At 69.3% G+C, this 26,020-nt stretch carries 26 protein-coding genes and 2 tRNA genes; 11 read left to right on the top strand and 17 right to left on the bottom strand.

The features are described 5' to 3' along the window. Nucleotides 1–386 precede the first annotated feature (386 nt). A complete protein-coding gene (locus N1031_RS13195; RefSeq protein WP_259480152.1) occupies nucleotides 387–1,505 on the top strand; it encodes a site-specific integrase in 1,119 nt (372 codons plus the stop codon). Nucleotides 1,506–1,534: 29 nt separating this feature from the next. Here N1031_RS13195 and N1031_RS13190 read toward each other — a convergent pair whose 3' ends face one another. The 6 genes from N1031_RS13190 to N1031_RS13165 form a co-directional block, all read right to left on the bottom strand. Next, a complete protein-coding gene (locus N1031_RS13190; protein ID WP_259480151.1) occupies nucleotides 1,535–2,485 on the bottom strand; it encodes a nucleotidyl transferase AbiEii/AbiGii toxin family protein in 951 nt (316 codons plus the stop codon). Further along, a complete protein-coding gene (locus tag N1031_RS13185; RefSeq protein WP_259480150.1) occupies nucleotides 2,464–2,997 on the bottom strand; it encodes a type IV toxin-antitoxin system AbiEi family antitoxin domain-containing protein in 534 nt (177 codons plus the stop codon). Before N1031_RS13185 ends, N1031_RS13190 begins: the two co-directional genes overlap by 22 nt. A 167-nt stretch (nucleotides 2,998–3,164) precedes the next feature. After that, nucleotides 3,165–3,236, bottom strand: a tRNA-Arg gene (locus tag N1031_RS13180). Nucleotides 3,237–3,261: 25 nt separating this feature from the next. Beyond that, nucleotides 3,262–3,759 carry an HNH endonuclease gene (locus N1031_RS13175; RefSeq protein ID WP_259480149.1) on the bottom strand — a complete coding sequence of 166 codons (498 nt, stop codon included), beginning with the start codon at nucleotides 3,757–3,759 and terminating at the stop codon, nucleotides 3,262–3,264. 321 nt (nucleotides 3,760–4,080) lie between these two features. Next, nucleotides 4,081–4,998, bottom strand: coding sequence for a C40 family peptidase (locus tag N1031_RS13170; protein ID WP_259480148.1), 918 nt, complete (start codon nucleotides 4,996–4,998; stop codon nucleotides 4,081–4,083). 226 nt (nucleotides 4,999–5,224) lie between these two features. Continuing rightward, nucleotides 5,225–5,917 (bottom strand): iron-dependent transcriptional repressor DtxR, encoded by a 693-nt coding sequence (locus N1031_RS13165; RefSeq protein ID WP_259480147.1) that lies wholly within the window; start codon nucleotides 5,915–5,917, stop codon nucleotides 5,225–5,227. A gap of 99 nt (nucleotides 5,918–6,016) precedes the next feature. Between N1031_RS13165 and serC the strand changes: the two genes are divergently transcribed. Continuing rightward, nucleotides 6,017–7,135 carry a phosphoserine transaminase gene (gene serC / locus N1031_RS13160; protein ID WP_259480146.1) on the top strand — a complete coding sequence of 373 codons (1,119 nt, stop codon included), beginning with the start codon at nucleotides 6,017–6,019 and terminating at the stop codon, nucleotides 7,133–7,135. Between the two features lie 98 nt (nucleotides 7,136–7,233). Here the strand turns inward: serC and N1031_RS13155 are convergent, their stop codons facing one another. Together N1031_RS13155 and N1031_RS13150 are read right to left on the bottom strand one after the other, a co-directional pair. After that, complete coding sequence (locus N1031_RS13155; protein ID WP_259480145.1) at nucleotides 7,234–8,145, bottom strand: DUF3027 domain-containing protein; 912 nt, start codon at nucleotides 8,143–8,145, stop codon at nucleotides 7,234–7,236. Then, the gene (locus tag N1031_RS13150; RefSeq protein ID WP_259480144.1) at nucleotides 8,145–8,525 is read right to left on the bottom strand and encodes a cold-shock protein; all 381 of its coding nucleotides are present in this window, start codon (nucleotides 8,523–8,525) and stop codon (nucleotides 8,145–8,147) included. The genes N1031_RS13155 and N1031_RS13150 overlap by 1 nt, the downstream gene beginning before the upstream one ends. 77 nt (nucleotides 8,526–8,602) lie before the next feature. Here N1031_RS13150 and N1031_RS13145 point away from each other — a divergent pair, with 77 nt between their 5' ends. From N1031_RS13145 to N1031_RS13135, 3 genes are all read left to right on the top strand, one after another. Next, nucleotides 8,603–8,866 (top strand): hypothetical protein, encoded by a 264-nt coding sequence (locus N1031_RS13145; RefSeq protein ID WP_259480143.1) that lies wholly within the window; start codon nucleotides 8,603–8,605, stop codon nucleotides 8,864–8,866. Then, nucleotides 8,863–10,815: a helicase-associated domain-containing protein gene (locus tag N1031_RS13140; protein ID WP_259480142.1), complete on the top strand. Its 1,953-nt coding sequence runs from the start codon at nucleotides 8,863–8,865 to the stop codon at nucleotides 10,813–10,815. The genes N1031_RS13145 and N1031_RS13140 overlap by 4 nt, the downstream gene beginning before the upstream one ends. Nucleotides 10,816–10,892: 77 nt before the next feature. Further along, complete coding sequence (locus N1031_RS13135) at nucleotides 10,893–12,584, top strand: DNA repair helicase XPB (protein ID WP_259480141.1); 1,692 nt, start codon at nucleotides 10,893–10,895, stop codon at nucleotides 12,582–12,584. 81 nt (nucleotides 12,585–12,665) lie between these two features. Here the strand turns inward: N1031_RS13135 and N1031_RS13130 are convergent, their stop codons facing one another. After that, the gene (locus N1031_RS13130) at nucleotides 12,666–14,237 is read right to left on the bottom strand and encodes an APC family permease (protein WP_259480140.1); all 1,572 of its coding nucleotides are present in this window, start codon (nucleotides 14,235–14,237) and stop codon (nucleotides 12,666–12,668) included. Continuing rightward, nucleotides 14,237–15,136: a universal stress protein gene (locus tag N1031_RS13125; protein WP_259480139.1), complete on the bottom strand. Its 900-nt coding sequence runs from the start codon at nucleotides 15,134–15,136 to the stop codon at nucleotides 14,237–14,239. Before N1031_RS13125 ends, N1031_RS13130 begins: the two co-directional genes overlap by 1 nt. A gap of 95 nt (nucleotides 15,137–15,231) precedes the next feature. Between N1031_RS13125 and N1031_RS13120 the strand changes: the two genes are divergently transcribed. Continuing rightward, nucleotides 15,232–15,921 carry a response regulator transcription factor gene (locus N1031_RS13120; RefSeq protein WP_259480138.1) on the top strand — a complete coding sequence of 230 codons (690 nt, stop codon included), beginning with the start codon at nucleotides 15,232–15,234 and terminating at the stop codon, nucleotides 15,919–15,921. 21 nt (nucleotides 15,922–15,942) lie between these two features. Further along, complete coding sequence (locus tag N1031_RS13115; RefSeq protein ID WP_259480137.1) at nucleotides 15,943–17,661, top strand: sensor histidine kinase; 1,719 nt, start codon at nucleotides 15,943–15,945, stop codon at nucleotides 17,659–17,661. A gap of 672 nt (nucleotides 17,662–18,333) precedes the next feature. Here the strand turns inward: N1031_RS13115 and groL are convergent. The 6 genes from groL to N1031_RS13085 form a co-directional block, all read right to left on the bottom strand. Continuing rightward, nucleotides 18,334–19,953: a chaperonin GroEL gene (gene groL, locus N1031_RS13110; RefSeq protein WP_259480136.1), complete on the bottom strand. Its 1,620-nt coding sequence runs from the start codon at nucleotides 19,951–19,953 to the stop codon at nucleotides 18,334–18,336. A 144-nt stretch (nucleotides 19,954–20,097) separates the two neighbouring features. Continuing rightward, on the bottom strand, nucleotides 20,098–21,135 hold the full coding sequence (locus tag N1031_RS13105; protein ID WP_259480135.1) for a DUF3048 domain-containing protein: 1,038 nt from the start codon (nucleotides 21,133–21,135) through the stop codon (nucleotides 20,098–20,100). A 50-nt stretch (nucleotides 21,136–21,185) separates the two neighbouring features. Continuing rightward, complete coding sequence (locus N1031_RS13100; protein ID WP_022898088.1) at nucleotides 21,186–21,389, bottom strand: cold-shock protein; 204 nt, start codon at nucleotides 21,387–21,389, stop codon at nucleotides 21,186–21,188. 162 nt (nucleotides 21,390–21,551) lie between these two features. Continuing rightward, nucleotides 21,552–22,157: a LytR C-terminal domain-containing protein gene (locus N1031_RS13095; protein ID WP_259480134.1), complete on the bottom strand. Its 606-nt coding sequence runs from the start codon at nucleotides 22,155–22,157 to the stop codon at nucleotides 21,552–21,554. Nucleotides 22,158–22,172: 15 nt separating this feature from the next. Beyond that, on the bottom strand, nucleotides 22,173–22,436 hold the full coding sequence (locus N1031_RS13090; RefSeq protein WP_259480133.1) for a DUF3263 domain-containing protein: 264 nt from the start codon (nucleotides 22,434–22,436) through the stop codon (nucleotides 22,173–22,175). A 38-nt stretch (nucleotides 22,437–22,474) separates the two neighbouring features. Next, complete coding sequence (locus N1031_RS13085) at nucleotides 22,475–22,966, bottom strand: GNAT family N-acetyltransferase (protein WP_259480132.1); 492 nt, start codon at nucleotides 22,964–22,966, stop codon at nucleotides 22,475–22,477. 87 nt (nucleotides 22,967–23,053) lie between these two features. Here N1031_RS13085 and msrB point away from each other — a divergent pair, with 87 nt between their 5' ends. The 4 genes from msrB to N1031_RS13065 all read left to right on the top strand — a co-directional run bounded on the left by msrB (nucleotide 23,054) and on the right by N1031_RS13065 (nucleotide 25,892). After that, nucleotides 23,054–23,455, top strand: coding sequence for a peptide-methionine (R)-S-oxide reductase MsrB (gene msrB, locus N1031_RS13080; protein WP_259480159.1), 402 nt, complete (start codon nucleotides 23,054–23,056; stop codon nucleotides 23,453–23,455). After that, on the top strand, nucleotides 23,455–24,006 hold the full coding sequence (locus N1031_RS13075) for a nitroreductase family protein (RefSeq protein WP_259480131.1): 552 nt from the start codon (nucleotides 23,455–23,457) through the stop codon (nucleotides 24,004–24,006). Before msrB ends, N1031_RS13075 begins: the two co-directional genes overlap by 1 nt. A 65-nt stretch (nucleotides 24,007–24,071) precedes the next feature. After that, a complete protein-coding gene (locus tag N1031_RS13070) occupies nucleotides 24,072–25,349 on the top strand; it encodes an MFS transporter (RefSeq protein WP_375163640.1) in 1,278 nt (425 codons plus the stop codon). Nucleotides 25,350–25,409: 60 nt separating this feature from the next. After that, nucleotides 25,410–25,892, top strand: coding sequence for a hypothetical protein (locus N1031_RS13065; RefSeq protein WP_259480130.1), 483 nt, complete (start codon nucleotides 25,410–25,412; stop codon nucleotides 25,890–25,892). Here the strand turns inward: N1031_RS13065 and N1031_RS13060 are convergent. Further along, nucleotides 25,893–25,965 (bottom strand) — tRNA-Thr (locus N1031_RS13060). Between the last annotated feature and the right edge of the window lie 55 nt (nucleotides 25,966–26,020).

Below are 26,020 nucleotides of genomic sequence, written 5' to 3'. Positions count from 1 at the left end.
CTCCAATCGTCGAGTGTTCACTTTTCACCGCCACAACTGTCCAGTTTTCAACCGCCGCCGACACTTCCCAACCTCCGTCAGACAGCAACGATGTTTGGGGGAGGTTGGGAAGCGCGCCCTGTGCGGGAGTGGCGGTGGCGCAGGCGAGAAGAGGGACAAACCGTTCCATTGCCTATTCCCGCCCGAGGAACAGGCAATGGAATACCCACGAACGCAGAGGTTCGATCCGGAGTCGCGCATGCAACCTAATCCCATGCAGTACAGGGGGCCAAGAACATGCCCCCTACGAGCGACGCTCTAATGTCGCCCGTCCGTTACAGAATTGACCGGAGGGATAAGCGGCGAACCACGGCGACGCGGGTGGCGGAGAAGGTTGAGGTGGCTAGATGGCAGGCAGCGTGACCCCGTACAGCACCTCGCAAGGCAAGCGATACCGCGTGCGGTACCGGAAGCCGGATCACGCTCAGACCGACAAGCGAGGTTTCAAGACCAAGCGTGAGGCCGAGCTGTTCCTCGCGTCGGTGACGGTGTCGAAGGCGGCCGGCGACTACATCGATCCGGCTCTGGCTCGCGTCTCGGTCGGCGACCTCGCTCCGCTGTGGCTTCGCTCGAAGTTGGTGCTGAAGCCCTCATCGTCAAAGCCGCTCGAGGTCGCATGGGGCGTGCACGTGGCAGAGCGATGGGGGCACCGCGAGATCTCCACCATCGTTCCCTCAGAGGTGCAGGTGTGGGTGAGCGAACTTGCGGGCCGTCGATCGGCCTCCGTAGTGATCCGGGCGCACGGCGTGCTCGCAGGCATCCTCGACATGGCCGTCACCGACCGTCGCCTTCCTCGGAACCCGGCGCGCGGAGTGAAGTTGCCCCGCAAGACCGGGAAGCTGAATCGCGTCTACCTCAGCCACGACCAGGTGCACACCCTCGCCGGTCTGTCGGCGCATCCGACGCTCGTGCTCTGCCTCGCCTACACGGGCGTCCGGTGGGGAGAGGCGACCGCGCTGCGCGTGCGGCACATCAACTTCCTCCGGCGCCGGCTGAACGTCGAGGAGAACGCCGTGAAGGTTGGCGCCATTATCCACCTCGGTACGACCAAGGGGCATGAGCGCCGATCCGTGCCCTACCCGGAGCTGCTCAGCACGGGCCTCGCCGAGCAGTGCGCAGACAAGGGACCCACGCAGCTCGTGTTCGGCGGCGGCACCTTCCACATGAAGTCACCGGACTCGGTCGACGGATGGTTCGTGAACGCTGTCCGCCGAGCGCAACAGGCCAACCCCGACTTCCCGAGCCTCACCCCGCATGACCTTCGACACACGGCTGCGTCGCTTGCGATCAGCAGCGGCGCGAACGTGAAGGCTGTCCAGCGGATGCTCGGCCATGCCTCGGCCGCCATGACTCTCGACACCTACGGCGATCTGTTCGACGACGACCTCGAGATGGTGGCCGCCAAGATGCAGGACGCAGCACGCGAAGCGAGCGTCGGCAAGAGCTGGGCGATCAACCTGGCGTAGCGACGCCCACGGCTGCGCGGGGTGCCAGATCAAGCGTCCTTAGTGACGCCGTCAGTCGATGACTCAATGACGTGGATAATCTGACGCAGCCACTCGCGCGCAGCGTTGACATCCGACAGCACCGGCGTCCGGCCGTCGACCTCGGTTTCCGCGCGCGCGTCGGAGTAGGCGAGCTCCCATCCGCCCATGGGCCGCACGGGAAGCGGCGGCCAAGCTTGCTGTCGTCGCCAATCGAACGTGCGTACGCAGAGGCTATTCAGGCTCGGCAAATCGGGGCCCACGTTCCAGAGCAGCTGGAGGTCGACCAGGTCGTGTGCCCGCACGTAGGCGGGGTCGGTGACGGCATGGATCTTTTGCGCGATCTGGTACTCCAACTCGACCATCTCGACTGGCTGGAGCTCACCGAATCCAAAGTAGGCGCCGAATTGCACCAGTCCCCCGTCGATCTCCATCGCCGCGTGCGGATACGGATCGACTTCTGGGTCAGAGACCTCCACGTCGAGCGCGCCCCACGCGTTGCCGAGGAACGCGATCGACACTCGATATGGATGCATCACATACTCCGGGCGGGCGAGCCCAGGATCATGGAGCTTCACTGCCCGCACGGTCGCGGTGAACGCGACACGATCCGGTGCATGCAGACTCCGCCGCAGCTCGCCTTTCGAGGCTGGGACGCTTCCCCACCCCTCAGCCAGACGGGCGCGGAATGTTTGCTCGAACTCTTCGCCGCGGACTCGCGTGGAGACATCGAGATCGGAGGTGGCCCGGGTCCCCCGCTCCCCCAGTCGTAACTTCACACCCATTCCGCCCTTGACCGCGACAGCATCAGGAAGCATCTGCGACACGATCAGCGTGCACAGCATCACCCGTGCTCGCGCGACGGGGATGTCCAACGCCGCCGCGACCTGCGCGAGCCGATCGTTGAGCTGTGTGACGTTCAGCGGTGGCGTGACCTCATTCATGCCGAGGCGGCCTTCCACGGAGTGGCCTCACGCTCGCCGATCAGCTCCCTCCTGAGCGCAGCGTCGACCAGAGCTTCCCACCTGTCGGGCGGCATCCGATCCCGCATGTCCTCAAGCGCCCGCCGAACGGTTGTCGCCACGACGCCCTCGTAGGTAGTGAGATCCTCGTCGAGCAAGTCAGGTCGGCTCTCCAGCTCCATCCAGTCCGGCAGAGCGCGCCTCACCCGACGCCGAGTCCCCACACGCACTTTCGGTGGGTTGAACTGGCCGAAGCCGAAAAGATCGAGAACGGACTCGCGGTGCAAGAATGCCCCCTCGCCCGCTAGAGCCACGGCGATCGTCGGCTGAGCGAACGGCGTCTTCGGCACGTCGCGGTGCCCATAGACGCCCTGCCCGTAAGCGTGCAGCGCGCCACGAGCAGCAAGCTTCCGCACCTCGACTGCGGGCACACCTGCATCCTCGGCCTCGGCAAGGGTCACCACACCGTTGCGCGACGCGGCGATCTCCCACAGATCCTGGCGATAACCCATTCGCTCACCTTTCCGCCATTACCGTACCAATAATGGTACGGTTTTGGCGACCCGCTATTTGCGACGCCGGAAAAGTGTGGGCAAAGTGTGGGCAAACGCCGTAACCGAGAGAAGGAGAAGGGCCCCAGACCCGCGTGATTACTGGGATCTGAGACCTCGCAAAACGGTGCCCCTGGAGGGACTCGAACCCCCAACCCTTTCCTTAGGACGGAACTGCTCTTCCATTGAGCTACAGAGGCTGACCGCCCAAGTCTAGCGGCCGTGCTACGCCGCCATCGGCAGGAAGCTCTCCCACTGCGGCTCGGTCTTCTCCGCGCCCTTCACCGTCCATCCGGACTGGTGCGGCATGCGCGGCGTCATGCGCAGCGCCCACCCCATCTCCTCCGGCGTGCGGTCGCCCTTGATGTTGTTGCAGCGCAGGCAGCACGCCACCAGGTTCTCCCAGGTGTCCTTGCCGCCGCGCGAGCGGGGCTGCACGTGGTCGATGGTGGTGGCCGACGCCCCGCAATACCCGCAGCGCTGCCCGTCGCGGCGCAGCACGCCCCGGCGCGAGACCGGCAGCATCCGGTTCGTCGGCACCTTCACGTAGCGGGTGAGCAGGATGACCGCCGGCCGATCGAAGGCGCTCGAGATTCCGAAGACCGGATGAGCGTCGTCGCTCGCCAGCACACGTGCCTTGTCGTTCAAGACCAGCACGAGGGCCCGCTTGAACGACACGACGCCGAGCGGTTCATATCCTGCGTTGAGTACCAGTGTTCGCATGTTCTCCCTTTCGAAGACACCTGCACGGCTTGCAGGTGTTCGATGACACACCGGTCGATCCAGGATGCGGAGCTCGCGCGGGCAACAAAAAAGGCGCCGTCACAATGACAGCGCCTTGCTCAGGAGACCAGTTATCTGGCTCTGACTGAGACCGCTCGTGTGCCTGCGCACGAGCAAAAGAAGGCTGTCCGTGGTGCGGACGCTCTCTCGCTCGGTCATCAGGCTCTCCGGTTTCTCGGATCGATCAGAGCCTCAGAGTACGACAGAAACGGCGCGCCACCTAAGCGGGGCGCGCCGTTTCATGTGCCGGTAACGAAGTGTTTACACGATCCGGACGAAGTAGTAGCTGCCCCAGAGCGGCCGGTGCTCCACGTAACGACCCCAGTCGGGCGAGTCGATCGAGCCGCCGGCTCCGTCATAAATCCCCACGTGACCGATGGGCCAGATGATGAGGTCACCCGCCTGCGCGTCGGCCGGGGAGATCGGGATGCCCATGGCGGCCTGGTTGCTCACGGTGCGCGGCAGGTAGATGCCGAACTGGCCGAACACGTACTGCGTGAGGCCGTCGCATCCGAAGCTCGTGTCGGGGCTCGCGCCGGAACCGTAGGGCACCTTGCCCACGAACTGCTCGGCGAACTCCACGATCGCGGCGCCGCTGTAGGCACCCGACGGCGGGTTCACGGTGAAGGCTCCACCGGTGACGGCGCTCTTCGCCGAGGCCGAGGCAGCGGCCGCAGCGGCGGCCTCGGTGGCCCGCACGGCGGCTGCAGCGGCCTCGCGGGCGGCGGCGAGCTCTTCGGCGGTGGGGGCCTTGTAGTTGTCGCGGCTCACGGCCAGGGCGGCCGAGGCATCGGGCACCACGAGGGTCTGCTCACCGGTGATGGTGGCCTCGGAGGCGACTCCGGCGTCGAAGTTGCCGCCGCCGCCGAACGCGTAGGCGGGGAGGGCCATGGTGGCGATGAGGGCTGCGGCGAAGGTCATGACGACCGCGCTCAGCGCACCCTTCTTCGTGGGGCGCTTGAAGCGGGGCTTGGCGGCCGGCCTCGCGGCGACCGCGAGAGCCTTCGACGGGCCGGCGGTGCGGGCAGCTGCGCCCGAGGCCACGGCCAGGTCGGTACGGCGCACGGCCGGGGTGGCGGCCGCCTCGCGCATGCGCAGTTCGCGGCGCGTTGCGGGGGCGGCAGGGTCGGGTCGGGTGGTGCTCTGCTCGGTGTCGAGCGATTCGCCGTCTAGGGCCAAGATTCGTCCTCCGGCACCTCTCGCAGCTAGGGACTGCTTCCCGTCCACACGTGATTCAGCGTGCTGGTTCTGCGGCCGAGAGACGGGAATCGAGGTGTCTCAGCCCGGGTTCATCGCCGTGGGTTGGCGGGTGAACTCGTTCGAGGATACGGGAGCGCTACCGCTTTGTCACTTTCCCCGGCGGTCTTTTTAACAATTCCGTAACGCCTGAGAGAGCGCGATCAGGCTAGATGCCAACGAATATATGGCTTGCGACCTCGTTGGGCAGTTCGAGCCCCTCGTCGAAACCTTCGACCTCGACTAGAACGTAGGAACCCGCCGCGGTGAACGCCGCCGAGTTGCCCGGCACCACACCCGCCTGCTTGAGCTGCAGCAGCAGCTCGGGGTCGACCTGCGCGGGCTCGCCCAGCCGGCGGATGACCTTCGTCTGCGGCCCGACGGCACCGTGCACGAGCGTGACGATGTTCACCACGCCCTTCGTGAACGGCCCGGTAGCCGCGTCACCCAGCACGTCGAGGCCCGGGATGGGGTTGCCGTAGGGCGACTCGGTGGGGTGGTCGAGCATGTCGAGGATGCGCAGTTCGACCTGCTCGCTCATCACGTGCTCCCAACGGCAGGCCTCGTCGTGCACGAGCTCCCAGTCGAGACCGATCACGTCGGAGAGCAGACGCTCGGCGAGCCGGTGCTTGCGCATGACCGAGATCGCCTTGCGGCGGCCCACCTCGGTGAGCTCGAGGTGCCGGTCGACCGAGACCACCACGAGGCCGTCGCGCTCCATGCGCCCGACCGTCTGCGAGACGGTGGGGCCCGAATGACCGAGGCGCTCCGAGATGCGGGCGCGCAGCGGCGTGATGTTCTCCTCCTCGAGCTCGAGGATCGTGCGGAGGTACATCTCCGTGGTGTCGATCAGATCAGTCACTGCATACTCCTAGGCCTGGTGAGGCGTACCTCACCAACCCTAGTGTTTCCGGCCGACACCCGGGCCCTCCCCGCCGGTCCCGTCACTACTATGGGAGCCATGCCCGAGATCCAGATCCCCGCTTCACTCCTGCCCGTCGACGGCCGTTTCGGCTGCGGCCCCTCCAAGGTTCGGCCCGGGCAGCTCGAAGACCTCGTCACCCGCGGTGCCTCCCTGCTCGGCACCAGCCACCGCCAGGCGCCCGTCAAGAACCTCGTCGGCTCGGTGCGCTCCGGTCTCTCCACCCTGTTCTCCCTCCCCGAGGGCTACGAGGTCGTGCTCGGCAACGGCGGCTCGACGGCGTTCTGGGATGCTGCGGCGTTCGGCCTCATCGAGAAGCGCGCCGAGAACCTCTCGTTCGGCGAGTTCGGCTCCAAGTTCGCCGCGGCTGCGGGCGCTCCGTGGCTCGAGGCCCCGCACGTGGTGAAGTCGGATGCGGGCACGCGCGGCTCCATCGAGGTGCTCGAGGGCGTCGACGTGTACGCCTGGCCGCACAACGAGACCTCCACGGGCGTCATGGCCCCGGTCAGCCGCGTGCACGGCGACGAGGGCGCGCTCACGGTCGTCGACGCCACCAGCGCGGCGGGCGGCATCGACTTCGACGCGGCCGAGGCGGATGTGTACTACTTCGCCCCGCAGAAGAACTTCGCCTCCGACGGAGGGCTCTGGCTCGCGCTGTTCTCGCCGGCCGCGCTCGAGCGCGTCGAGCGCATCGCGGCGTCGGGGCGCTACATCCCCGAGTTCCTCAGCCTGAAGAACGCGGTCGACAACTCGCGCCTCAACCAGACCCTCAACACTCCGGCCGTCTCCACACTGCTGCTGCTCGACGACCAGATCTCCTGGATCAACGACAACGGCGGCCTCGCCTGGGCCTCCGCCCGCACCACGGAGTCGTCGTCGGCGCTCTACGACTGGGCCGAGGGCGTGTCGTACGCGCATCCGTTCGTGGCGGATGCGGCGCACCGGTCGCAGGTGGTCGTCACCATCGACTTCGACGACGCGGTCGACGCGGCCGCCGTCGCGAAGGTGCTGCGCCAGAACGGCATCGTCGACACCGAGCCCTACCGCAAGCTCGGCCGCAACCAGCTGCGCGTGGCGACCTTCGTGGCCATCGAGCCGTCCGACGTGCGGCAGCTCATCGGCTCGATCGAGTACGTGGTGGAGCACCTCTCCGCCTGAACGGCCGGCGCTCGCGTTCGCTCACGCAAGAATCGCGCCCACCAAGCCCGTATGGGCGTCGGTGGGCGCGATTCTTGCGTTACGGAACCGAGTGGTCGCTAGCGGAGGTCTTGCGGGCCCTCGGCGTGCGGGTCGTCGTCGTCTTCCGAGTCCGAGTCGGAGTCGCCGGTCAGCTCGTCGTCGTCGGTGACGTGATCGTCGAGGTCGGTCGACTCGTCGTCGAGGTCGTCCTCGTCGAAGCCGTCGTCGTCGTCTGAGTCGTCGTCATCCTCATCGGAGTCGTCGTCGTCGTCCTCGTCGGAGTCGTCATCCGAGTCCTCGTCATCATCCGAGTCCTCGTCGTCATCGGACTCGTCTCCCTCATCCGACTCGTCGTCATCCTCATCCGAATCGTCGTCCTCGTCCGAGTCCTCGTCGTCGCCGGCCTCGGCCTCGGCAGCGGCGATCGCGGCGGCGAGCTCCTGGGCGAGCTGGTACTCGGCGAGACGCTCCGACCACGGCACCCAGTCGGGCGCCACGAGCGAGGCCTCGCCCGGGAGCATCTCCACTTCGAGCACGGTGGGCTCGGTCTGCTCATCGACGCGGGCGAGCGTCACCGTCCAGTGCCAGCCCGGGTAGCCGGCGAGCTTCGAAGCGAAGTGCAGACTCAGCACGTGGTCGGCCTCGGCGATCGAACCCACGACCTCGCCGACCGTGGCGGCAGGCGTGATCTCGAGCAGAGCTGCCCTGGCCAGGTCGACGGATGCGAGCAGCACCTCGTCGACGACCGGCGCCACCTCGACGGCCTCGACCTCAGCATCCGCCTCGGCCTCATCGACCACCTCGACAGCCGCGACGACTTCAACGACCTCGACAACCGCCTCAGCCTCAACGACCTCAACGACCGCCTCAGCCTCGACCACCTCGACCACTTCCTCGGCGGTCCCGGCCTCGCCAGCCTCGCCCGCGACCAGTTCGGCCGCGCCCTCGGGCGCGTCGGCACCCGCAGCGGGCTCGGCCTCCGAGCCCACTACGCGTCCAGCTCGTCGGCGACGCGGCGCAGCAGCGCGGCGATCTTGCGGCTGTGCGCGTTGTCGGGGTAGCGGCCGCGCTTGAGGCCCGCGCCGATGGAGTCGAGCACCTTCACCAGGTCTTCGACGATGACGGCCATGTCGTCGGCGGGCTTGCGCGAGAGCTTGACCATGCTGGGCGGAGCCTCGAGCACCCGCACTGACAGCGCCTGCGCTCCGCGCTTGCCGTCGGCGATGCCGAACTCGAGCCGGGTGCCGCTCTTCACCGACGCGCCGGCGGGCAGAGCGGACGCGTGCAGGAAGACCTCTTGGCCATCATCCGTCTGGATGAACCCGAAGCCCTTCTCCTCGTCGTAGAACTTGACCTTGCCGGTGGGCATCGTGAATCTCCTCAGGTAATCGCCGCGAATACCGCTCGCGGCGCATCCATCGTACCGGTGCCCGTATCCTTGGTGTCGTGACTGACGCAGAGAAGACGCCCTCGAGCCGCGCCGAACGCACTCTGGCGTTCATGGTAGCGTCGGCGATCGGTCTGTCGGTGCTCGCGTTTCTGGCGATCATCATCGCCACCCTCGTGGGGGTGCGCGACTTCGACAGCAGCATCTGGCGCACCATCATCCTGCTGCCGCTGTTCGGTCTGCCCATCGGTCTGGTGTTCATGATCATCCTGCTCGTGCTGAGCACCCGTCGCCGTCTGCGCGACGCTCGCGGGGGTCGATGAGCGATCCGCTCGTCCTCGCCCGGCGCCTGCGCGCGCTTGGCCCCGAAGGCCTCGCGGCCGTCCTCACCGAGCGCGAGGTGACCCGGAGCGGCCTGCACGACCTGTTCGACCTCGCCGACGCCCTCCTCGAACCCGACTCGATCCGCGCCGCGCTGCGCCCCCTCCCCCGTGAGGACATCGAGCAGCTCGCCGCCGGACGGCTCCCCGAAGGCGAGGGCGCCGCGGTGGCGCTGGGTGTCTCCGAGCCCGAACCCCACGTGTTCGACGCCGTGCGCGACGTCGCCGCCTCCGTGCTCGCCGCCGCACCCGCCCCGCACACCACCCCAGCGGTCGCCACCACCACCACGAGCGCCGCGGATGCGCGGGGTGGCGAGCGCGCGTTCGCCGCCATCTCCGCGGTCTCCGAGCTGGGCCACCGCCTGCGTTCTGCCCCGCTGCGGCTCCTCGCCCGCGGCGGACTCTCCGCGGCCGACGAACGCCGCCTCTCCCCCGCCCTCGCGCTCGAGCCCCACGAGCTCGCCCCGCTCGTCGACATCGCCGAGGCGGCCGGGCTCGTCTCCCGCATCGACGACCGTCTGTGGTCGACCCGCGAGGCCGACGCCTGGAACCTCCTTCCCGCCGCAGAGCGCTGGCTCGCACTCGCCACCGCCTGGCTCGGCACGCTCGACGCCCCCACCACTCGCACCCTGGCGGGCTTCGCATCCGACGGAACCTGGCCCACGGCCGACGCGCTCGGCGCCGCTTTCCGGTCACGGCATCCGGCCGCCGACGACGCCATGATCGCCCGACTGGACGCCGTCACCTCGTCTGCCGAGCTGCTCGGCCTGCTCGCCGACACCGACACCGACTCCGCCCCGACCGCCTTCGGCGCGGCCGCGCTCCAGGCACTCGCGAGCACACCCAGCCAGCCGACCAGCCCACGATTCAACCCGCACACCGCCGCCCACGCGAGCACCGCCGCGACACCATCCGCGCCCCAGCCCACTGACCCACCATCCGCGACACAGCTCACCGACCCACCACCCGCGCCCCAGCCCGCCGCACCCCGCGCATCCCTCGAGTCCCTCGCCGCGCTCCTGCCCGCCGAGGTCACGCAGGTCTACGTGCAGCACGACCTCACCGTCATCTCGCCCGGACCGCTCGCCCCCGAACTCGACGCCCGCCTGCGCCGGGCGGCCGACCTCGAGAACCGCGGTCTCGCATCCGGATACCGCGTCACCCAGCAGTCCATCGACCGCGCCCTCGCCGAGGGCGAGACACCCGAGTCGCTGCGCACCTTTCTCGCCGGCCTCTCGCTCACCGGGGTGCCGCAGGCGCTCGATTACCTCATTGCCGAGGGCGGTCGACGGCACGGGATGATCAGGGTGCGCGCCGAAAACGGCACCGATCCCGGCTCGCCCCGGTCTCACGCTCGCGCTCGCGTCATCACGGCCGAACCCGCGCTCGCAGACGCGCTCGCGATCGACAACGACCTCCTCCCCTTGGGCTTTGAGCGGGTGGCGCCGACCGTGCTCGTCAGCCGCATCGAGCCATCCACCGTCTACTGGTCGCTGCTCGACGCCCGCTATCCGGCCCTGGCCCAGAGCGCGACCGGCGAGCCGCTCTCCTTCACGCGCGAGCGCGTCGCTCCCTCTCGCCCGGCCGCGACCGTAGCCGCGGCGACCGGCCCCACCTTCTCCCGGACTGCGCTCGACCTCGCGCATCGACTCATCGCCTCGACGGCAGCCACCGATGACGACTCCGCGTGGATGGCCCGCCGTCTCGACCAGGCGGTTCGGGCCCGCGCCTCGGCCTCGATCGACGTGCAGCTGCCCGACGGAACCAGCCGCCACCTCGACGTCACCCCCCTCAGCGTGGCCAACGGCCGCCTGCGCTGCCTCGACCTGCGCGCCGGCGTCGAGCGCACCATCCCGCTCTCCAGCATCACGGCGCTCACCACGACCGACTGAGCCGCGAGGTGAGTGGGCCGCGCACGCGGCCCGCGCATCCGCCCGCCCCTCAGCAGACCGGCGTAGAATCGACGGTTATGCCCGACGGCCCTCTCATCGTCCAAAGCGACCGCACCGTGCTGCTCGAGGTCGCGCATCCCGACGCCGGCACCGCGCGCCACGAGCTCGCCGTGTTCGCCGAGCTCGAACGCGCGCCCGAGCACGTGCACACCTACCGCATCACCCGGCTGGGGCTGTGGAACGCGCGAGCGGCCGGGCACACAGCCGACGAGATCCTCGCGGTGCTCGACCGCTGGTCGAAGTTCGCGGTGCCGCAGTCGGTGTCGCTCGAGATCGCCGAGACGATGGGCCGCTACGGCGCCCTGGTGATCGAGCGGATGCGCGACGACGCCACGCCCGCCGGCCCGGCCGGTGACGCACCCGAAGCCCCCAACCCCACCACCCTCGTGCTTCGCAGCACCGACCCCGCGGTGCTCACCCAGGTGGTCCGCTCCAAGAAGGTCGCCCCACTCCTCACCGGCCGGCGCGACGACGGCTCCTACACGATCGAGCCCTGGGCCCGCGGCCAGCTCAAGCAGGAGCTCATCAAGCTCGGCTGGCCCGCCGACGACCTCGCCGGCTTCACCCCGGGCACCCCGCACGACATCGACCTCGACGAGACCGGCTGGCACCTGCGCGAGTACCAGCGCGACGCCGTGGAGCACTTCGCCGACCACGGCTCCGGCGTGGTGGTGCTGCCCTGCGGTGCCGGCAAGACCCTCGTCGGCGCGGCGGCGATGGCCGCCGTAAAGGCCAACACGCTCATCCTCGTCACCAACACGGTCTCGGCCCGCCAGTGGCGTGCCGAGCTGCTCAAGCGCACCAGCCTCACCGAAGACGAGGTGGGCGAGTACTCCGGCCTCGTCAAAGACGTGAAGCCCGTCACCATCGCCACCTACCAGATCCTCACCGCCAAGCGCCGCGGCGCCTACGCCCACCTCGAGCTGCTCGACGCCCTCGACTGGGGCCTCGTGGTGTACGACGAGGTGCATCTGCTGCCCGCCCCGGTGTTCAAGCTCACCGCCGAGCTGCAGGCCCGCCGCCGGCTCGGCCTCACGGCCACGCTCGTGCGGGAGGACGGCCGCGAGTCCGACGTGTTCAGCCTCATCGGCCCCAAGCGCTTCGACGCCCCGTGGAAGGAGATCGAGGCCCAGGGCTACATCTCCCCCGCCGAGTGCTTCGAAGTGCGGGTCGACCTGCCCTTCGACGACCGGATGCAGTACGCGGCCGCCGCCGACGACGAACGTTACCGTCTGGCCGCCACCGCACCGGCCAAGCTCGACGCCACCCGGCAGCTCATCGAGCGGCACCGCGGCGAGCGCATCCTGGTGATCGGCCAATACCTCGACCAGCTCGAGACGCTCTCCGCCGAGCTCGGGGCCCCTCAGGTGACGGGGGCGACTCCGGTGGCCGAGCGGGAGCGGCTGTTCCAGGCGTTCCGGGAGGGCGAGGAGAAGATCCTCGTCGTGTCGAAGGTCGCCAACTTCTCGGTCGACCTGCCCGAGGCGAGCGTCGCCATCCAGGTGTCGGGGTCGTTCGGCTCACGACAGGAGGAGGCGCAGCGCCTCGGCCGCCTGCTGCGACCCAAGGAGTCGGGTCTCACGGCCAGCTTCTACACGCTGGTGGCCCGCGACACCGTCGACCAGGACTTCGCGCAGAACCGTCAGCGCTTCCTCGCCGAACAGGGCTACGCCTACTCCATCCTCGACGCCGACCAAGTGGCGGCCTGAGCGGCCCCGCCCCGCCCCGCCCCGCCGGCCTGACCCGCCCCGCTCGCACCTGACCCGCATCCGGCCACCGCGCCCTGCCCCCTACTCCGGCAGCGCCGCCGCCGTCTCGTTCGCGTCGCCCGCGACCCCCGCGGCCAGGATTCGCCCGCGGAAGAACTCCGGCCGCACCCGCGACTGCACCACCATGATCACGATCCCGAGCAGGATGATCACCACCCCGAGAATGAACACCAGCCCCACCCCGCCGATGTTCGACCCGCTGCCGTAGTCGGGGTTCGCGCTCTCGATCAGCGTGGTCACGAACAGCACCGCGAGGATGAGCCCGCCCACCAGCGGCGCCGCGAACTGGAAGAACGCGTTGCGCGCACTCGCGAACCACTGCTTGCGGAAGTACCACACGCACGCGAACGCGGTCAGCCCGTAGTAGAAGCAGATGAGCATGCCGAGCGTCGTGATGGTGTCCCACAGCACGTCCTCCGACACGAACCGCATCACGGTGTAGAACACCGAGGCCACGACGCTCGACACGATGGTGGCGTAGCCGGGCGTGAAGAACTTCGGATGCACGGTGGCGAACTTCGGCGACAGCGCTCCGTAGTGCCCCATCGCGAGCAGGGTCCGAGCCGGCGACACGAAGGTCGACTGCAGCGACGCCGCTGACGACGACAGCACCGCGATCGACACCAGGATGGCGAGCGGCCCGAGGATGGGCCCGGCCAGCGAGAAGAACACGTTGCCCTGGATGTCGGAGTTGCCGAGCCCGTACTCCCCCTCGCCCACGCCCGAGTAGCTGATGAGCGCCACCGAGAGGAACAGGTAGAGCACCACGATGATCACCACGGTGAGCGTGGCGGCGCGCCCCGGCGTCTTCGTGGAGCCCTTGGTCTCCTCGCTCATCGTGAGGGTCACATCCCACCCCCAGAAGATGAAGATCGACAGCGACAGCCCCGCGGCGAAGGCGCTGAACGACCCCACCGCGAACGGGTTGAACCAGTCGAGCGAGATGGCCGTCGCGTCGAACGCGTCGCCGGCACCCACATGGATGAACGCGACGACGCCGAAGAACACCATCACGAGCAGCTGGAACCCCACGAGCACGTACTGCAGCTTCTGCGTGGTCTGCATGTCGCGATAGGAGATGAGGGTGGCGCCGAGCATGAACGCCAGACAGGTCACCACGTTGACGAACGGATTGCTCGTGAGATCGGCGATCGACGGGTTCTGGAAGATCTGCGAGAGCATGAGGTAGAAGAAGTCCACCGCGATGCCCGCGAGGTTCGACAGCACCACGATGGTGGCGGCGATGAGGCCCCAGCCGGCGAGCCAGCCGATCCACGGCCCGAACGCCCGGGTGGCCCAGGTGAACGAGGTGCCCGAGTCGGGCATGCGGCTATTGAGCTCGCGGTAGCCGAAGGCGACGAGCAGCATCGGGATGAAGCCCACCAGGAAGATGGCGGGCACGTGGGTGCCGACCACGGCTACCGTCGGGCCGAGCGCCCCGGTGAGCGTGTAGGCGGGGGCGATGCACGAGATGCCGATGACGATGGCGCCGAGCAGGCCCACCGTGCCTGCGCCGAGGCCCTTCTTCGAGAGGGCGGCGGTAGCGGCGGTGGGCGGGTTCGCAACGTCGCCGGGCGGAGTGGTCTCGGGCATCACAGGTCTCCTAGGGTGAACTCGGCGTCTCGGGGCACGACCATGAGGGGCACGGGGAGCTCGCGCAGCATTTTCGCGGCGGTCGAGCCGAGAAAGAGGCGTTTGGGCTGGGCCAGGCGGCTCGAGCCGACGAGTGCGATCTCGTCGGGCCACCAGTCGAGGGCGGCCACGGCGTCTTCGATGCGACGGCCGGTCGCCACCTGGCTGGTGACGGTGATCGTGGCCGGGAGGTGGGCGACGGCCTCCTCGAGCACGGCGGCGGCGTGGGCCTCGGCGCGGGTGGCGGCATCCGGATGCGCGGTGCCGGTGGCTGAAGCGGGTGCGCCGCCCGGCTGGTCGAGGGCGACGAGCGAGACCAGCCGCAGCGGAACGTCACCGCGCCGGGTGGCTCCGATGGCGGCGGCGAGCAGCTCGTCGGCACCGGGGCGGGTGCCGATGGCGCAGGTGACGCGGCTGATCGGGGCGCCGCCGGCCGCGGCGCACCCGCCGGGCGCCAGGGCCACCGGAACCGGAGCGGAGTGGAGCAGCGCGTTCGCGTCGGAGCCCAGCGTGAAGCGGCCGAGTAGCCCGGTGGGCGAGGTGCCGATCACGATGAGCTCGGCCCGCAGCGTCTCGACCGCCTCGAGCAGACCGTCGGCGGGCGACTCGGCGTAGACCACGTGCGTGGTGGCCTCGATGCCCGCGGGCACGTGCGCGAGCCCGGTGGCGAGCCAGCCCTCCGTGGTCTCGCGCAGGTACCGCTCGTAGCCCGGATCCGCGGGCACCAGTGTCGCCCGCTCCGCACTCTCGAGCACGAGCACCAGGTCGAGCCGGGCCCCCGTGGTGCGGGCGAGCCGCACGGCCAGCGCGAGCGCGTCGCGCCCCTCATCCGTGTCCGTGTAACCGACGACGTATCTCATGCCATCACCTTTGCAGAGTGGGCGGCTCTCGTGGTGTTGCGGCGCATCCGACATGCTCACAGATTTCATACAGCGAACCGTCAGAGAATGGAGTCATGACCGGACCTCGCATCCTCATCGTCGACGACGAACCGAACATCCGCGACCTGCTCACCACGAGCCTGCGCTTCGCCGGCTTCGCGGTGCGGGCCGTCTCCAACGGAGCACAGACCATCTCGGCTGTGCTCGAGGAGGAGCCCGACCTCATCATCCTCGACGTCATGCTGCCCGACATGAACGGCTTCGGCGTCACCAAGCGGCTGCGCGCGGCGGGCTACACCGCCCCCATCCTCTTCCTCACCGCGAAAGACGACACCGAAGACAAGATCACCGGTCTCACCGTCGGCGGCGACGACTACGTCACCAAGCCGTTCTCGCTCGACGAGATCGTGGCGCGCATCAAGGCGATCCTCCGCCGCACCATGCAGGCCGACGAAGACGCCATCATCCGCGCCGGCGACCTCACCATGGACCAGGACACGCACGAGGTGTTCGTGGCCGACACCGCCATCGAGCTCTCCCCCACCGAGTTCAAGCTGCTGCGCTACCTCATGCTCAACCCCAATCGGGTGCTGTCGAAGGCGCAGATCCTCGACCACGTGTGGGAGTACGACTTCAACGGCGACGCCGGCATCGTGGAGAGCTATATCTCCTACCTGCGCCGCAAGCTCGACGCCCACACCGAGGAGTCGCTCATCCAGACCAAGCGCGGCTTCGGGTACATGCTCAAAGTCTCAAAGGCGTAGAAGGCGTAGCCTGTCGGGAGCATGCTCAACGCCATCCTGACGCAGTGGAACGCGATCTCCCTCCGCACGAAGATCACGGGCGTGACGGTGCTCATGCTCACCTTCGGGCTCGTGGTGTCGGGCGTCGGCACGATGGTGGTGCTGCGCACCTACCTGCTCCAGCAGGTCGACTCGCAGCTCGAGGCCGCCAGCCGCGATCCCTCGCCCTTCCTGGGGCCTGACGCCACCACCGAGCAGTTCAGCATCCAAGACATCACCTCCGCACCCACGGAGTACTTCGTGGGTCTGCTCGATGCGCAGGGCAACCTCATCGTGAGCAACTGGAGCGACCGCGACGAGGGCACGGTGCCCGACGCCAAGGTGTCGCTCGAGACCTCGGCCGAGCTCGGGGGCAACGTGTTCAGTGTGCGCTCGGTCGACCAGCGCACGGAGTGGCACGCGGTCACGTCGACGGTGATCCTGTTCGGGGGCGACGACTCCTCGGGCAGCGTCATCATCGCGAAGTCGCTGGCCGAGACGGAGCGCACCACGGCCACTTATCTGTCGATCTTCCTCGCGTTCGGGGTGGGCGTCGTCATCCTGGGCGCCATGCTCACGCGCCTGCTCGTCACCTCGACGTTCGGGCCGTTGCGCGAGGTGGAGGCCACGGCCGCGGCGATCGCCGACGGCGGTGACTTCAGCCGGCGCCTCACCGATGTCGAACCCAACACCGAGGTGGGGCGGCTCAACCGCTCGCTCAACACGATGCTCTCGCGCATCGACACGGCCTTCGCCGACCGCGCCCGCACCATCGACCAGATGCGCCGCTTCGTCGGGGACGCCTCGCACGAGCTGCGCACCCCGCTGGTGTCGGTGCGTGGGTACGCCGAGCTCTACCGGATGGGTGCGCTGCAGACCCCTGAAGACGTGGCCCAGGCGATGGACCGCATCGAGAAGGAGGCGATCCGCATGGGCACGCTGGTCGAAGACCTGCTCGAGCTCGCGCGGCTCGACGAGACCCGGCCGCTGCAGCTCGCGCTGGTCGACCTCGTGCCCCTCACGATGGATGCGGCGATGGATGCGCGGGCGGCGTCGCCCGGCCGCGTGGTGTCGGTGATCACTCCGCACGGGCCGTCGTCGGTGACGTTCGGGCCTGCGCTCGACGCCGTGGGCGAGACTGCGGGGGACGGCTCTTCGGGTGACGACGCGGGTACCCCCAGCACGGCGACCCGGCCCATCCCGTTCGCCGGTGCGCTCGCGCGCCTGCGGCGGCGCGGGCGCGGCACGGCCACGTCTCCGCTGCCGATCGTCGATCCGTCGGCGTCGGCCGCCGGTGTCGACGGCGGCGCTGGCGACGGCGAGCCGGTCGAGGTCGTGGTGGTGCCCGAGGAGGTGCGGCCGATCGTGCTGGCGGAAGAGAACAAGATCCGTCAGGTGCTCACGAACCTCATCGGCAACGCGCTGCGGTTCACCGACGACGACAGCCCGATCGAGCTGTCGGTGCGGGCCGACGAGACCCGCGGTGTGGCCGTCGTCGACATCATCGACCACGGCGAAGGCATCCCGCCCCAGATCCGCGAGAAGATCTTCCAGCGCTTCTGGCGCGCCGACTCCTCGCGCACCCGCGAGACCGGCGGCTCAGGCCTCGGCCTCGCCATCGTCTCCTCCATCCTCCACGCCCACCACGGCACCGTCGAAGCCCTCGAAACCCGCGGCGGCGGCGCCACCTTCCGCGTCACCCTCCCCCTCGCCACCCCCTGACCCCGCCGCGCCCGCGCCCACCATCACCCGCGCCCACCAGCGCTCGTGCCCACCGCACCCCGCCCGCCGCACTCCGCCCACCCCAAGCCGTTCCGCGCCCGCCAGCCTGCGCCCGCCCCACCCGCACCCGCGGTGGCCGCACCCAGCCGCCGCAAAGCACTGCCGCGCCCGCCGCCCCGCGCCCGCCGCCCCGCGCCCGCCCGTCCACCCGCACCCGCGCTCTCACCGCCCGCACCCGCGCACCACTTCGCCACTCCTGCGCCCATCCGCGCCGCCTACGGCGTCACTCCCCTCCACGCGTGGCGAACCCGCACTCCGGCGTGCCAGGAGGGTGCGGTAACGCGGTAAGCGGCAAAGTTGCCGCTCCATCCTCTCTTCGCGCTCACCCCACCGCCGTTCACACGAACCTCGCGCCCCTCGGCTGCCTATACGGCGCGTGACCGCTCAGGCTCGTCTTTGCGGACGGGTGATGGTCGGTGGATGGCGGGCGGGCACGAGCACGGGTGGGTGGGTAAGTGCGGCCAGGCCCCACCCGGCCGACCCGAGGTGGGCGCGCGGCCGCGCCAGCGACCGCACGCCCACATGCCGCTTCGCACCGGGCAAGGACCGGCGCGAACAGCAAAGCGCCCCTCGCCCGAAGGCGAGAGGCGCTTTGGTGCAGCTAGCAGAGACTCAGAAGTCCATGCCACCGGTGGGGTCGCCCACGGGGGCCGGGTTCTTCTCGGGCTTGTCGGCCACGACGGCCTCGGTGGTGAGGAAGAGGCCGGCGATCGACGCGGCGTTCTGCAGCGCCGAGCGGGTGACCTTGGCGGGGTCGATGATGCCGGCGGCCAGCAGGTCGACGTACTCGCCGGTGGCGGCGTTGAGGCCCCAGCCCGACTCGAGGTCGCGCACACGGGCGGCGACGACACCGGGCTCCTGGCCGGCGTTGAAGGCGATCTGCTTCAGGGGCGCCTCGATGGCCACCTTGACGATGTTCGCACCGGTCGCCTCGTCGCCCTCGAGCGACAGACCCTCGAACGCGGTCTTGCCGGCCTGGATGAGAGCCACGCCACCACCGGCGACGATGCCCTCCTCGACGGCGGCCTTGGCGTTGCGCACAGCGTCTTCGATGCGGTGCTTGCGCTCCTTGAGCTCGACCTCGGTGGCGGCACCGGCCTTGATGACCGCGACACCGCCGGCGAGCTTGGCGAGGCGCTCCTGCAGCTTCTCGCGGTCGTAGTCACTGTCGGTGTTCTCGATCTCGGCGCGGATCTGCGCGACGCGACCGGCGATGGCCTCGGCGTCGCCGGCACCCTCGACGATGGTGGTCTCGTCCTTGGTGATGACGACCTTGCGGGCCTGACCGAGCAGGTCGAGGGTGACGTTCTCGAGCTTGAGGCCGACCTCCTCGGAGATGACCTGGCCGCCGGTGAGGATCGCGATGTCCTGCAGCTGGGCCTTGCGGCGGTCGCCGAAGCCGGGGGCCTTGACGGCGACCGACTTGAAGATGCCACGGATCTTGTTGACGACCAGCGTGGCCAGGGCCTCGCCGTCGACGTCCTCCGCGATGATGAGCAGCTGCTTGCCGGTCTGGATCACCTTGTCGACGATGGGCAGCAGGTCTTTGATGTTGGAGACCTTGCTGTTCACGATCAGGATGTAGGGGTCTTCGAAGACCGCTTCCTGACGCTCGGGGTCGGTGACGAAGTAGGCCGACAGGTAGCCCTTGTCGAAGCGCATGCCCTCGGTGAGCTCGAGCTCGGTGCCGAAGGTGTTCGACTCCTCGACGGTGACGACACCCTCCTTGCCCACCTTGTCGATGGCCTCGGCGATGATGGCGCCGATCTCGGGGTCGGCCGCCGAGATGGACGCGGTGGCCGCGATCTCGTCCTTGGTCTCGATCTCCTTGGCGTTCTTGATCAGCTCGGCCGAGACGGCGGCGACGGCCTTCTCGATGCCCTTCTTCAGGCTGATGGGGTCGGCGCCGGCGGCCACGTTGCGGAGGCCCTCCTTGACGAGCGCCTGAGCGAGAACGGTGGCGGTGGTGGTGCCGTCGCCCGCGACGTCGTCGGTCTTCTTGGCGACCTCCTTGACCAGCTCGGCGCCGATCTTCTCGTACGGGTCGTCGAGCTCGATCTCCTTGGCGATGGAGACGCCGTCGTTCGTGATGGTGGGAGCACCCCACTTCTTCTCGAGAACGACGTTGCGACCGCGCGGGCCGAGCGTGACCTTCACCGCGTCGGCCAGGATGTTGAGGCCGCGCTCGAGACCGCGACGGGCCTCCTCGTCGAAAGCAATGATCTTTGCCATGTGTGTTTCTCGCCCTCCTGGACGTCTTCAAAGATTCAGGTTGTTAGCACTCCGCATGACCGAGTGCCAAACCAATATTGGCACTCGCGACCCCCGAGTGCAAGTGAGCCCGAACTCCTCAGCGCGCCTTCCCAGGCCGCGTTCTCAGCCCGCGTCGTCGACGGGCGCCTCGGCCGGAGCGGGCGGCACCACCGCGACCGACCCCGTCTCCAGCGGCACGAGCTCCACCCACGTGGTGCCCGGTGCGAGCTGCACCTGCGCACCGGTGTCGTCGACGAGCAGGATGGACGCCGCCATCGAGGCCTTCGACCACGTCGCGTGCTGCGTCACCCCACCGATCGACACCCAGGCCTCGCCCGAGGCCACCATGACCGCGCGCGGCACCTCGGCGTCGTAGTCGTACACCTCGTCGACTCGCAGACTCACCACGTTCGCCGCCGAGATCGCGGCCCCCGACTCCGCGACGTCAGGCAGACCGTCCTGCGAACGGAGGAAGGTGCCGGATGCGGCGTCCCAGCTCCACGACCGCGCCGACGACGACGAGAACACGAGCTCGAGCGAGGCGGTCTGCTGCCCACCCACCGCGACGGCCGCCGCGGTCGCGGCCGCCGCATCCGGAGCGTAGGCGAACTGCTGCGCCGGCGCGGCCAGGTCGGAATGCTCGGCCACGAGCTGCTGCGCGTTCACCACCACGTCGTGCGGGCTGTCGTAGCCGTCGATGCGGTAGAAGGTCTCCTCGGTGTCGGCATTGCCGTGCACGGCGTTGTAGAGAGGAGTCGCCTCCATCATGTCGACGAACTGCTGCTGACCACCCGAGTACGCGACGATGCCGCCGATCGGCGTGAGGATGTCGGGATCCATCGGCCGGACCGACCGCACCGGCCCGATGAGCTCGGGGATGTCGGAGTGCCACACCGCCACGTAGCGCGTGAGCCCGCCCTCGACGAGCTCCTCGAACACGATGTCGGCGCGCTCGAGACCGATCTGCGGCCGCGCATCCTCATGGTCGTCGATCTTCGCCGAGAGGGCGGGATGCGCCACGCTCGCGGGATCGACCAGGGTTCCCCGGAGGGGCGACACCACCAGGGGTGGAGGCTCCGGCGTCGGGGTGGGGGTCGAGGATGCGACCGGCTCGGGATCGGCCACGGGTGCCGCGCCCGGAACGCAGGCGGACAGTGTCACGGCGAGCACAGCCGCGACCGCGGCGAGCGCCCCCGTGCGGGCGGTGCGGATCAGGCCAGCCGGACCGACTCGGCCTGAGGGCCCTTGGCTCCGGTCCCGACCTCGAAGACGACCTGCTGGCCCTCTTCGAGCACCTTGTAACCGGCCATGTCGATCGCGGAGTAGTGCACGAACACGTCCTGCCCGCCCCCGTCGACCGTGATGAAGCCGTAGCCCTTTTCAGCGTTGAACCACTTCACGGTTCCGTTCGCCATCGTTACTCCCAAGTGCTGTGTTTCTGGAGCTGTGACACTGTTGCCACGACCATTTCCAGATACTAATCAGCCCCAAGGCGGCGGGACGGTGAATTCGTCACATCGTGACCGCAACTCAACACGACGGAAACAAACGCGAAATATTGGGCCGCGAGGGGCCGCTCACTCGGCCGGGGCGTCTTCGGCTGGGGCCTCGTCGACGGGGGTCTCGACGAGACCCTCCGAGCCCGGCCCGGTGTAGTCGGTGCCGAGCACGACGGTGAGCGCGGCGTCGAAGCTCGTGGAGAGCTCGGTCGGCACGCCGCCCAGCGTCTGGGCCAGCCCGAGAGCCGCCGCCTCGTTCACCGGGTCGCTGTAGAAGACGGTGGTCGTGGCGAAGTCGGTGGTGCTGGCGTTGGCCGTGGTCGCCACGTTCCAGCCCGCACCCACCGCGACCTGGCCGACGGCGCCCGCGAGACCGGCGACCTCGGTGCCGTTCAGCACGGTGACGGCGAGGGTGCCGTCGACGATCGGGGTGATCGGCTCCTCGGTGGGCGTGGGGGTGGCCGTGGCGGCCGCGCCACCGCCCGCGAACGCGTCGGTGAACTGGATGTTGTTGTTGATGACGGCGAGGTAGCCGATTCCGAGCCCCACGAGCACCACGGTGGCCAGCGCCGCCCAGGCGAACACCATCCAGCCCCGCCCGCGCGGCCGCGGCCCCCGGTGGGCACCCACCCTGGCCGGGCGTTCGGGCAGGCGGTCGAAGCTGTCGTGCGTGTACTGAGCCATGGGGGTAGACGGGTCCTATTCGGCGCGACCCAGTATCCTGGCGGAGCGGGCGTCGAGCCTGGCCCTGCGGATGCGCTGGAGTCGTGTGATGAGCATCGGGTCGTGCGCGAGCGCGGCCGGGGAGTCGATCAGCGCGCCGAGCAGTTGGTAGTACCGGGCGGAGGAGAGCCCGAAGTCCTTGCGGATCGCCTGCTCCTTGGCGCCGGCGTGGCGCCACCAGCTGCGCTCGAAAGCGAGGATGCGCACGTCGCGTTCACTGAGCTCCTCGCGTGGCGCCATGGTTCCTCCCTCCGTCTGCAGCGATCCGTCGGCACATCTTATTCGAGCGCACCTCGGTACCCGCCGAGAGACGCGCCACCCGGTCGGTACATCGAGCGGTGCACGATCCCGGCCTCTTCGTACTCCTCGCCGAACGCCTCGAAACCCACCCGCGCATAGAGCGGCACCACGTAGCTCTGGGCGTGCAGCACCATCGCCTCGCGGCCGAACTCGCCGATCGCCGCCTCGAGCAGTCGCACGGCGAGCCCGCGACCGCGGTGGTCGGGATGCGTGACCACGCGCCCGATGAGCAGCCGGGCGTCGCGGTGGGCGGGCTGCGCATCCGTCAGCACCCTCAGGCAGGCGACGACCTCGCCGTCGGCCTCGAACCAGTAGTGCGTGGTGCCCGGCTCGGCATCGCGCCAGTCGAGCTCCGACTCGTCGACCTTCTGCTCGACGAAGAAGACGTCGGTGCGCAGTTTCAGGATGCCGTAGAGCTCGGTGGTGGTGAGCTCGGCCCAGGGGGCGCGGTGAAGCTGGGGATCGGTCACCGGCTGAGTGTACTGCCGGGGAATGCTGCGATGATGGTGGTTCGGCCGGGTGCATTCATCCGGCCGTCGTGACGAGCGGGAGCGATGATGGCGTACGAGGTGTCGAAGTCCGACGACGAGTGGCGTGGCGAGCTGAGCGCCGACGAGTTCGCGGTGCTGCGACAGGCCGCGACCGAGCGGCCGTGGACGGGCGAGCTGCTCGACGAGAACCGTGAGGGCGTCTACGCCTGCCGCGCCTGCGGGGCCGAGCTGTTCCGCAGCACCACCAAGTTCGACTCCCACTGCGGCTGGCCGAGCTTCTACGACCCCACCGGCTCCGACGCCGTGGAGCTCATCGAAGACCGCTCGCTCGGCATGGTGCGCACGGAGGTGCGCTGCGCCTCGTGCGGCTCGCACCTCGGGCACCTCTTCGACGACGCGCCGCAGACTCCCACGGGCGACCGCTACTGCATGAACTCCATCGCGCTGCGCTTCGAAGCGGCCGAGTGATGGCGGGTGTCCGTCAGGCGATGCTCGCGCGGCGGTCGTCGTCGCGAGTGACGGATGCGGCGCCCACGCACGACGAGCTGCTCGCCCTGGTCGAGGCGGCGGGTCAGCTGGCCGACCACAGCGGGCTGCGGCCGTGGCGCATCCTGGAGCTCCGCGGCGACGACCGCGATCGCCTGGGCGACGGCCTGGCGAAGGCCGAGGGCGTGAAGCCCAAGCACGCGGAGAAGTACCGTGCCAAAGCCAGGCGGGCTCCGCTCGTGCTGGCGGTGGTGGCGTCGGTGCGCCCGAAGCACAAGGTGCCGGAGTGGGAGCAGGAGGCCGTCGCCTCCGGTGTCGCCCACGCGCTGTCGCTGGTGCTCGACGACGAGGGCTGGGGCGTGTTCTGGCGCACCGGCGAGCACACCAGGGCGAAGGCCGTGCACAAGGCGCACAAGCTGGGCAAGAACGAGCGACTGCTGGGCTGGCTCTACGTGGGCGGTCTGCCGGCGCGCGGCAAGCGGCCCCGGGCCAAGGGGCGCATCAAGGCGGCGGAGCACCTCGGCACGCTCTGACGGCGGCCCGACTGCCCTCTGAATCGGTTCACCGGGGTTCGGCGAGGCCGTAGACTGGGAGCACTGTGACTGAGTTGCGCTCCGCTCCAGTCGACGATGACTCCCCCTCCACGCAAGACACCCCGCACGGCCCTGCGCCCATCGCGGGCCTGAGTGCCGCGCGTCGATGGTTCGCGCTCATCGCGCTGGCCATCGGCGGCTTCGGCATCGGCGTGACCGAGTTCGTGACGATGGGGCTGCTGCCCGACATCGCGCAAGACCTGCTGCCGGACGACTACGCGCTCGACCCGGAGGGTGCGAACGCCACCGCGGGCCTGCTCGTGTCGGCCTACGCCCTCGGTGTCGTGGTGGGCGCGCCCACCATCGCGGCGCTCGCGGCCCGGTGGTCGCGGAAGCGGCTGCTCATCGCCCTCGTGACGGTGTTCGTCATCGGCAACGCGCTCTCGGCCCTGCTGCCGAGCTTCGGCTTCGTGCTGGCGGCGCGGTTCGCCAGCGCGGTGCCGCACGGCGCCTACTTCGGCATCGCCTCACTCGTGGCCGCCTCGCTCATGGGGCCGGGCAATCGGGCGCGCGGCGTCTCGTTCGTCATGGGCGGCCTCGCCATCGCGAACGTGGTGGGGGTGCCCACCGGCACCTTCTTGGGGCAGGCCTTCGGCTGGCGGGCGGCCTATCTCTTCGTGGCGCTCATCTTCGCGGTGGCACTGGTGGCGATCATCCTCACCGTGCCGTTCAGGCCCGGCGACCCGACGGCGACGCTGCGGGGCGAGCTCAGCGCCCTCAAGCGCTCCCAGGTGTGGTTGACGCTCGGTGTGGCGTCGATCGGCTTCGGCGGCATCTTCGCGGTGTACACCTTCATCGCGCCCATCGTCACCGAAGTGGCCGGGCTCTCGGCGGAGTTCGTACCGTGGATCCTCGTGCTCTTCGGCGTCGGCATGACCATCGGCAACTTCGTCTCGGGCTGGCTCACCGACCGCTCGGTGAAGCGCTCGCTTCTCGTGAGCATCTGCTCCATCGGCATCGCGGTGCTCGGCTTCGCCCTGTTCGCCTCGACGGTCGGCGGGCTCATCGTGTTCGTGTTCCTGGTAGGCCTGGCCACGGGCTCGTGCGGCCCTGCCATCCAGACCCGCCTCATGGACGCCGCGCGCGACGCCCAGTCGTTCGCCGCCGCGCTCAACCACTCGGCGCTCAACGTGGGCAACAGCCTCGGCGCGTTCCTCGGCGGCGTGGTGATCGCCGCGGGCCTCGGCTACCTCTCCCCCGCCTGGGTCGGCGTGGGCCTCTCGCTGATCGGTCTCACCTTCCTGCTCGTCTCCTTCGCCCTCGAGCGCCGCAAGCCCCTCTGACGCCGCAAGCCCCTCTGACGGGGGCGGGAAGCGCGGCGGCTCGGGCTGTATCCTCATCGCATGGGGGAACAGGGGAACACCGTCAGTCGGCGCGCCGTGATCGGGGCGGCTTGGGCCGCACCCGTCGTGGTGGTGGCCGCCACCGCACCCGCCGCGACGGCGAGCCCGGAGCCTGCGCTGCTGGGCCTCCGGGCAGTCGGCCCCACGGAATACACGCCGTCAGGCAGCACGACATACGCGATCTACCTCACCAACACGGGCGACCAGGCGCTCGCGTCTGGTGCCATCACCGGGGCGCTGCCGAGCGGTGCGGGGTGGACCTGGTACGCCTACGCCGGGAATGCAGCGTGGTCTAGCAGCGGGTCGGGCGGCACCCGCACGTTCAGCTACAACGCCGCGCTCGACCCCGGCTCCGAGACCGGCGTGCTCTACGTGCTCATCTCGAGCACCGACCGCTCCCAGTCTCCGACCCCGGTCGCGACCGTCACCTTCACAGCCCCCGGTTTCGGGTCGACGGCCGTGCCGATGCAGATCGTCTACTAGAGCCGGCCACGGGACTCGAACCCGTAACCCCCGCTTTACAAGAGCGGTGCGCTACCAATTGCGCCAGGCCGGCTGGGGTGGAACATGAACAGTGTAGCCACCCGGAGGGAGGCGGCTCGGCGCCGCCT

The organism is Herbiconiux moechotypicola (assembly GCF_024979255.1).
Lineage (GTDB): Bacteria > Actinomycetota > Actinomycetes > Actinomycetales > Microbacteriaceae > Herbiconiux > Herbiconiux moechotypicola.
The sequence above is the reverse complement of the archived record's forward strand: the minus strand, read 5'-3'. Positions and strand labels throughout refer to the sequence as shown.

Bases quoted from the DNA above. Each gene is read 5' to 3' on its own strand.
- N1031_RS13135 (WP_259480141.1), top strand. From the start codon at position 10,893: ATGCCCGACGGCCCTCTCATCGTCCAAAGCGACCGCACCGTGCTGCTC.
- serC (WP_259480146.1), top strand. From the start codon at position 6,017: ATGCCCGAGATCCAGATCCCCGCTTCACTCCTGCCCGTCGACGGCCGT.
- groL (WP_259480136.1), bottom strand. From the start codon at position 19,953: ATGGCAAAGATCATTGCTTTCGACGAGGAGGCCCGTCGCGGTCTCGAG.
- N1031_RS13175 (WP_259480149.1), bottom strand. From the start codon at position 3,759: ATGCGAACACTGGTACTCAACGCAGGATATGAACCGCTCGGCGTCGTG.
- N1031_RS13195 (WP_259480152.1), top strand. From the start codon at position 387: ATGGCAGGCAGCGTGACCCCGTACAGCACCTCGCAAGGCAAGCGATAC.
- N1031_RS13125 (WP_259480139.1), bottom strand. From the start codon at position 15,136: ATGAGATACGTCGTCGGTTACACGGACACGGATGAGGGGCGCGACGCG.
- N1031_RS13130 (WP_259480140.1), bottom strand. From the start codon at position 14,237: ATGCCCGAGACCACTCCGCCCGGCGACGTTGCGAACCCGCCCACCGCC.
- N1031_RS13065 (WP_259480130.1), top strand. From the start codon at position 25,410: ATGGGGGAACAGGGGAACACCGTCAGTCGGCGCGCCGTGATCGGGGCG.
- N1031_RS13095 (WP_259480134.1), bottom strand. From the start codon at position 22,157: ATGGCTCAGTACACGCACGACAGCTTCGACCGCCTGCCCGAACGCCCG.
- msrB (WP_259480159.1), top strand. From the start codon at position 23,054: ATGGCGTACGAGGTGTCGAAGTCCGACGACGAGTGGCGTGGCGAGCTG.
- N1031_RS13140 (WP_259480142.1), top strand. From the start codon at position 8,863: ATGAGCGATCCGCTCGTCCTCGCCCGGCGCCTGCGCGCGCTTGGCCCC.
- N1031_RS13150 (WP_259480144.1), bottom strand. From the start codon at position 8,525: ATGCCCACCGGCAAGGTCAAGTTCTACGACGAGGAGAAGGGCTTCGGG.
- N1031_RS13090 (WP_259480133.1), bottom strand. From the start codon at position 22,436: ATGGCGCCACGCGAGGAGCTCAGTGAACGCGACGTGCGCATCCTCGCT.
- N1031_RS13115 (WP_259480137.1), top strand. From the start codon at position 15,943: ATGCTCAACGCCATCCTGACGCAGTGGAACGCGATCTCCCTCCGCACG.
- N1031_RS13120 (WP_259480138.1), top strand. From the start codon at position 15,232: ATGACCGGACCTCGCATCCTCATCGTCGACGACGAACCGAACATCCGC.
- N1031_RS13075 (WP_259480131.1), top strand. From the start codon at position 23,455: ATGGCGGGTGTCCGTCAGGCGATGCTCGCGCGGCGGTCGTCGTCGCGA.
- N1031_RS13185 (WP_259480150.1), bottom strand. From the start codon at position 2,997: ATGGGTTATCGCCAGGATCTGTGGGAGATCGCCGCGTCGCGCAACGGT.
- N1031_RS13100 (WP_022898088.1), bottom strand. From the start codon at position 21,389: ATGGCGAACGGAACCGTGAAGTGGTTCAACGCTGAAAAGGGCTACGGC.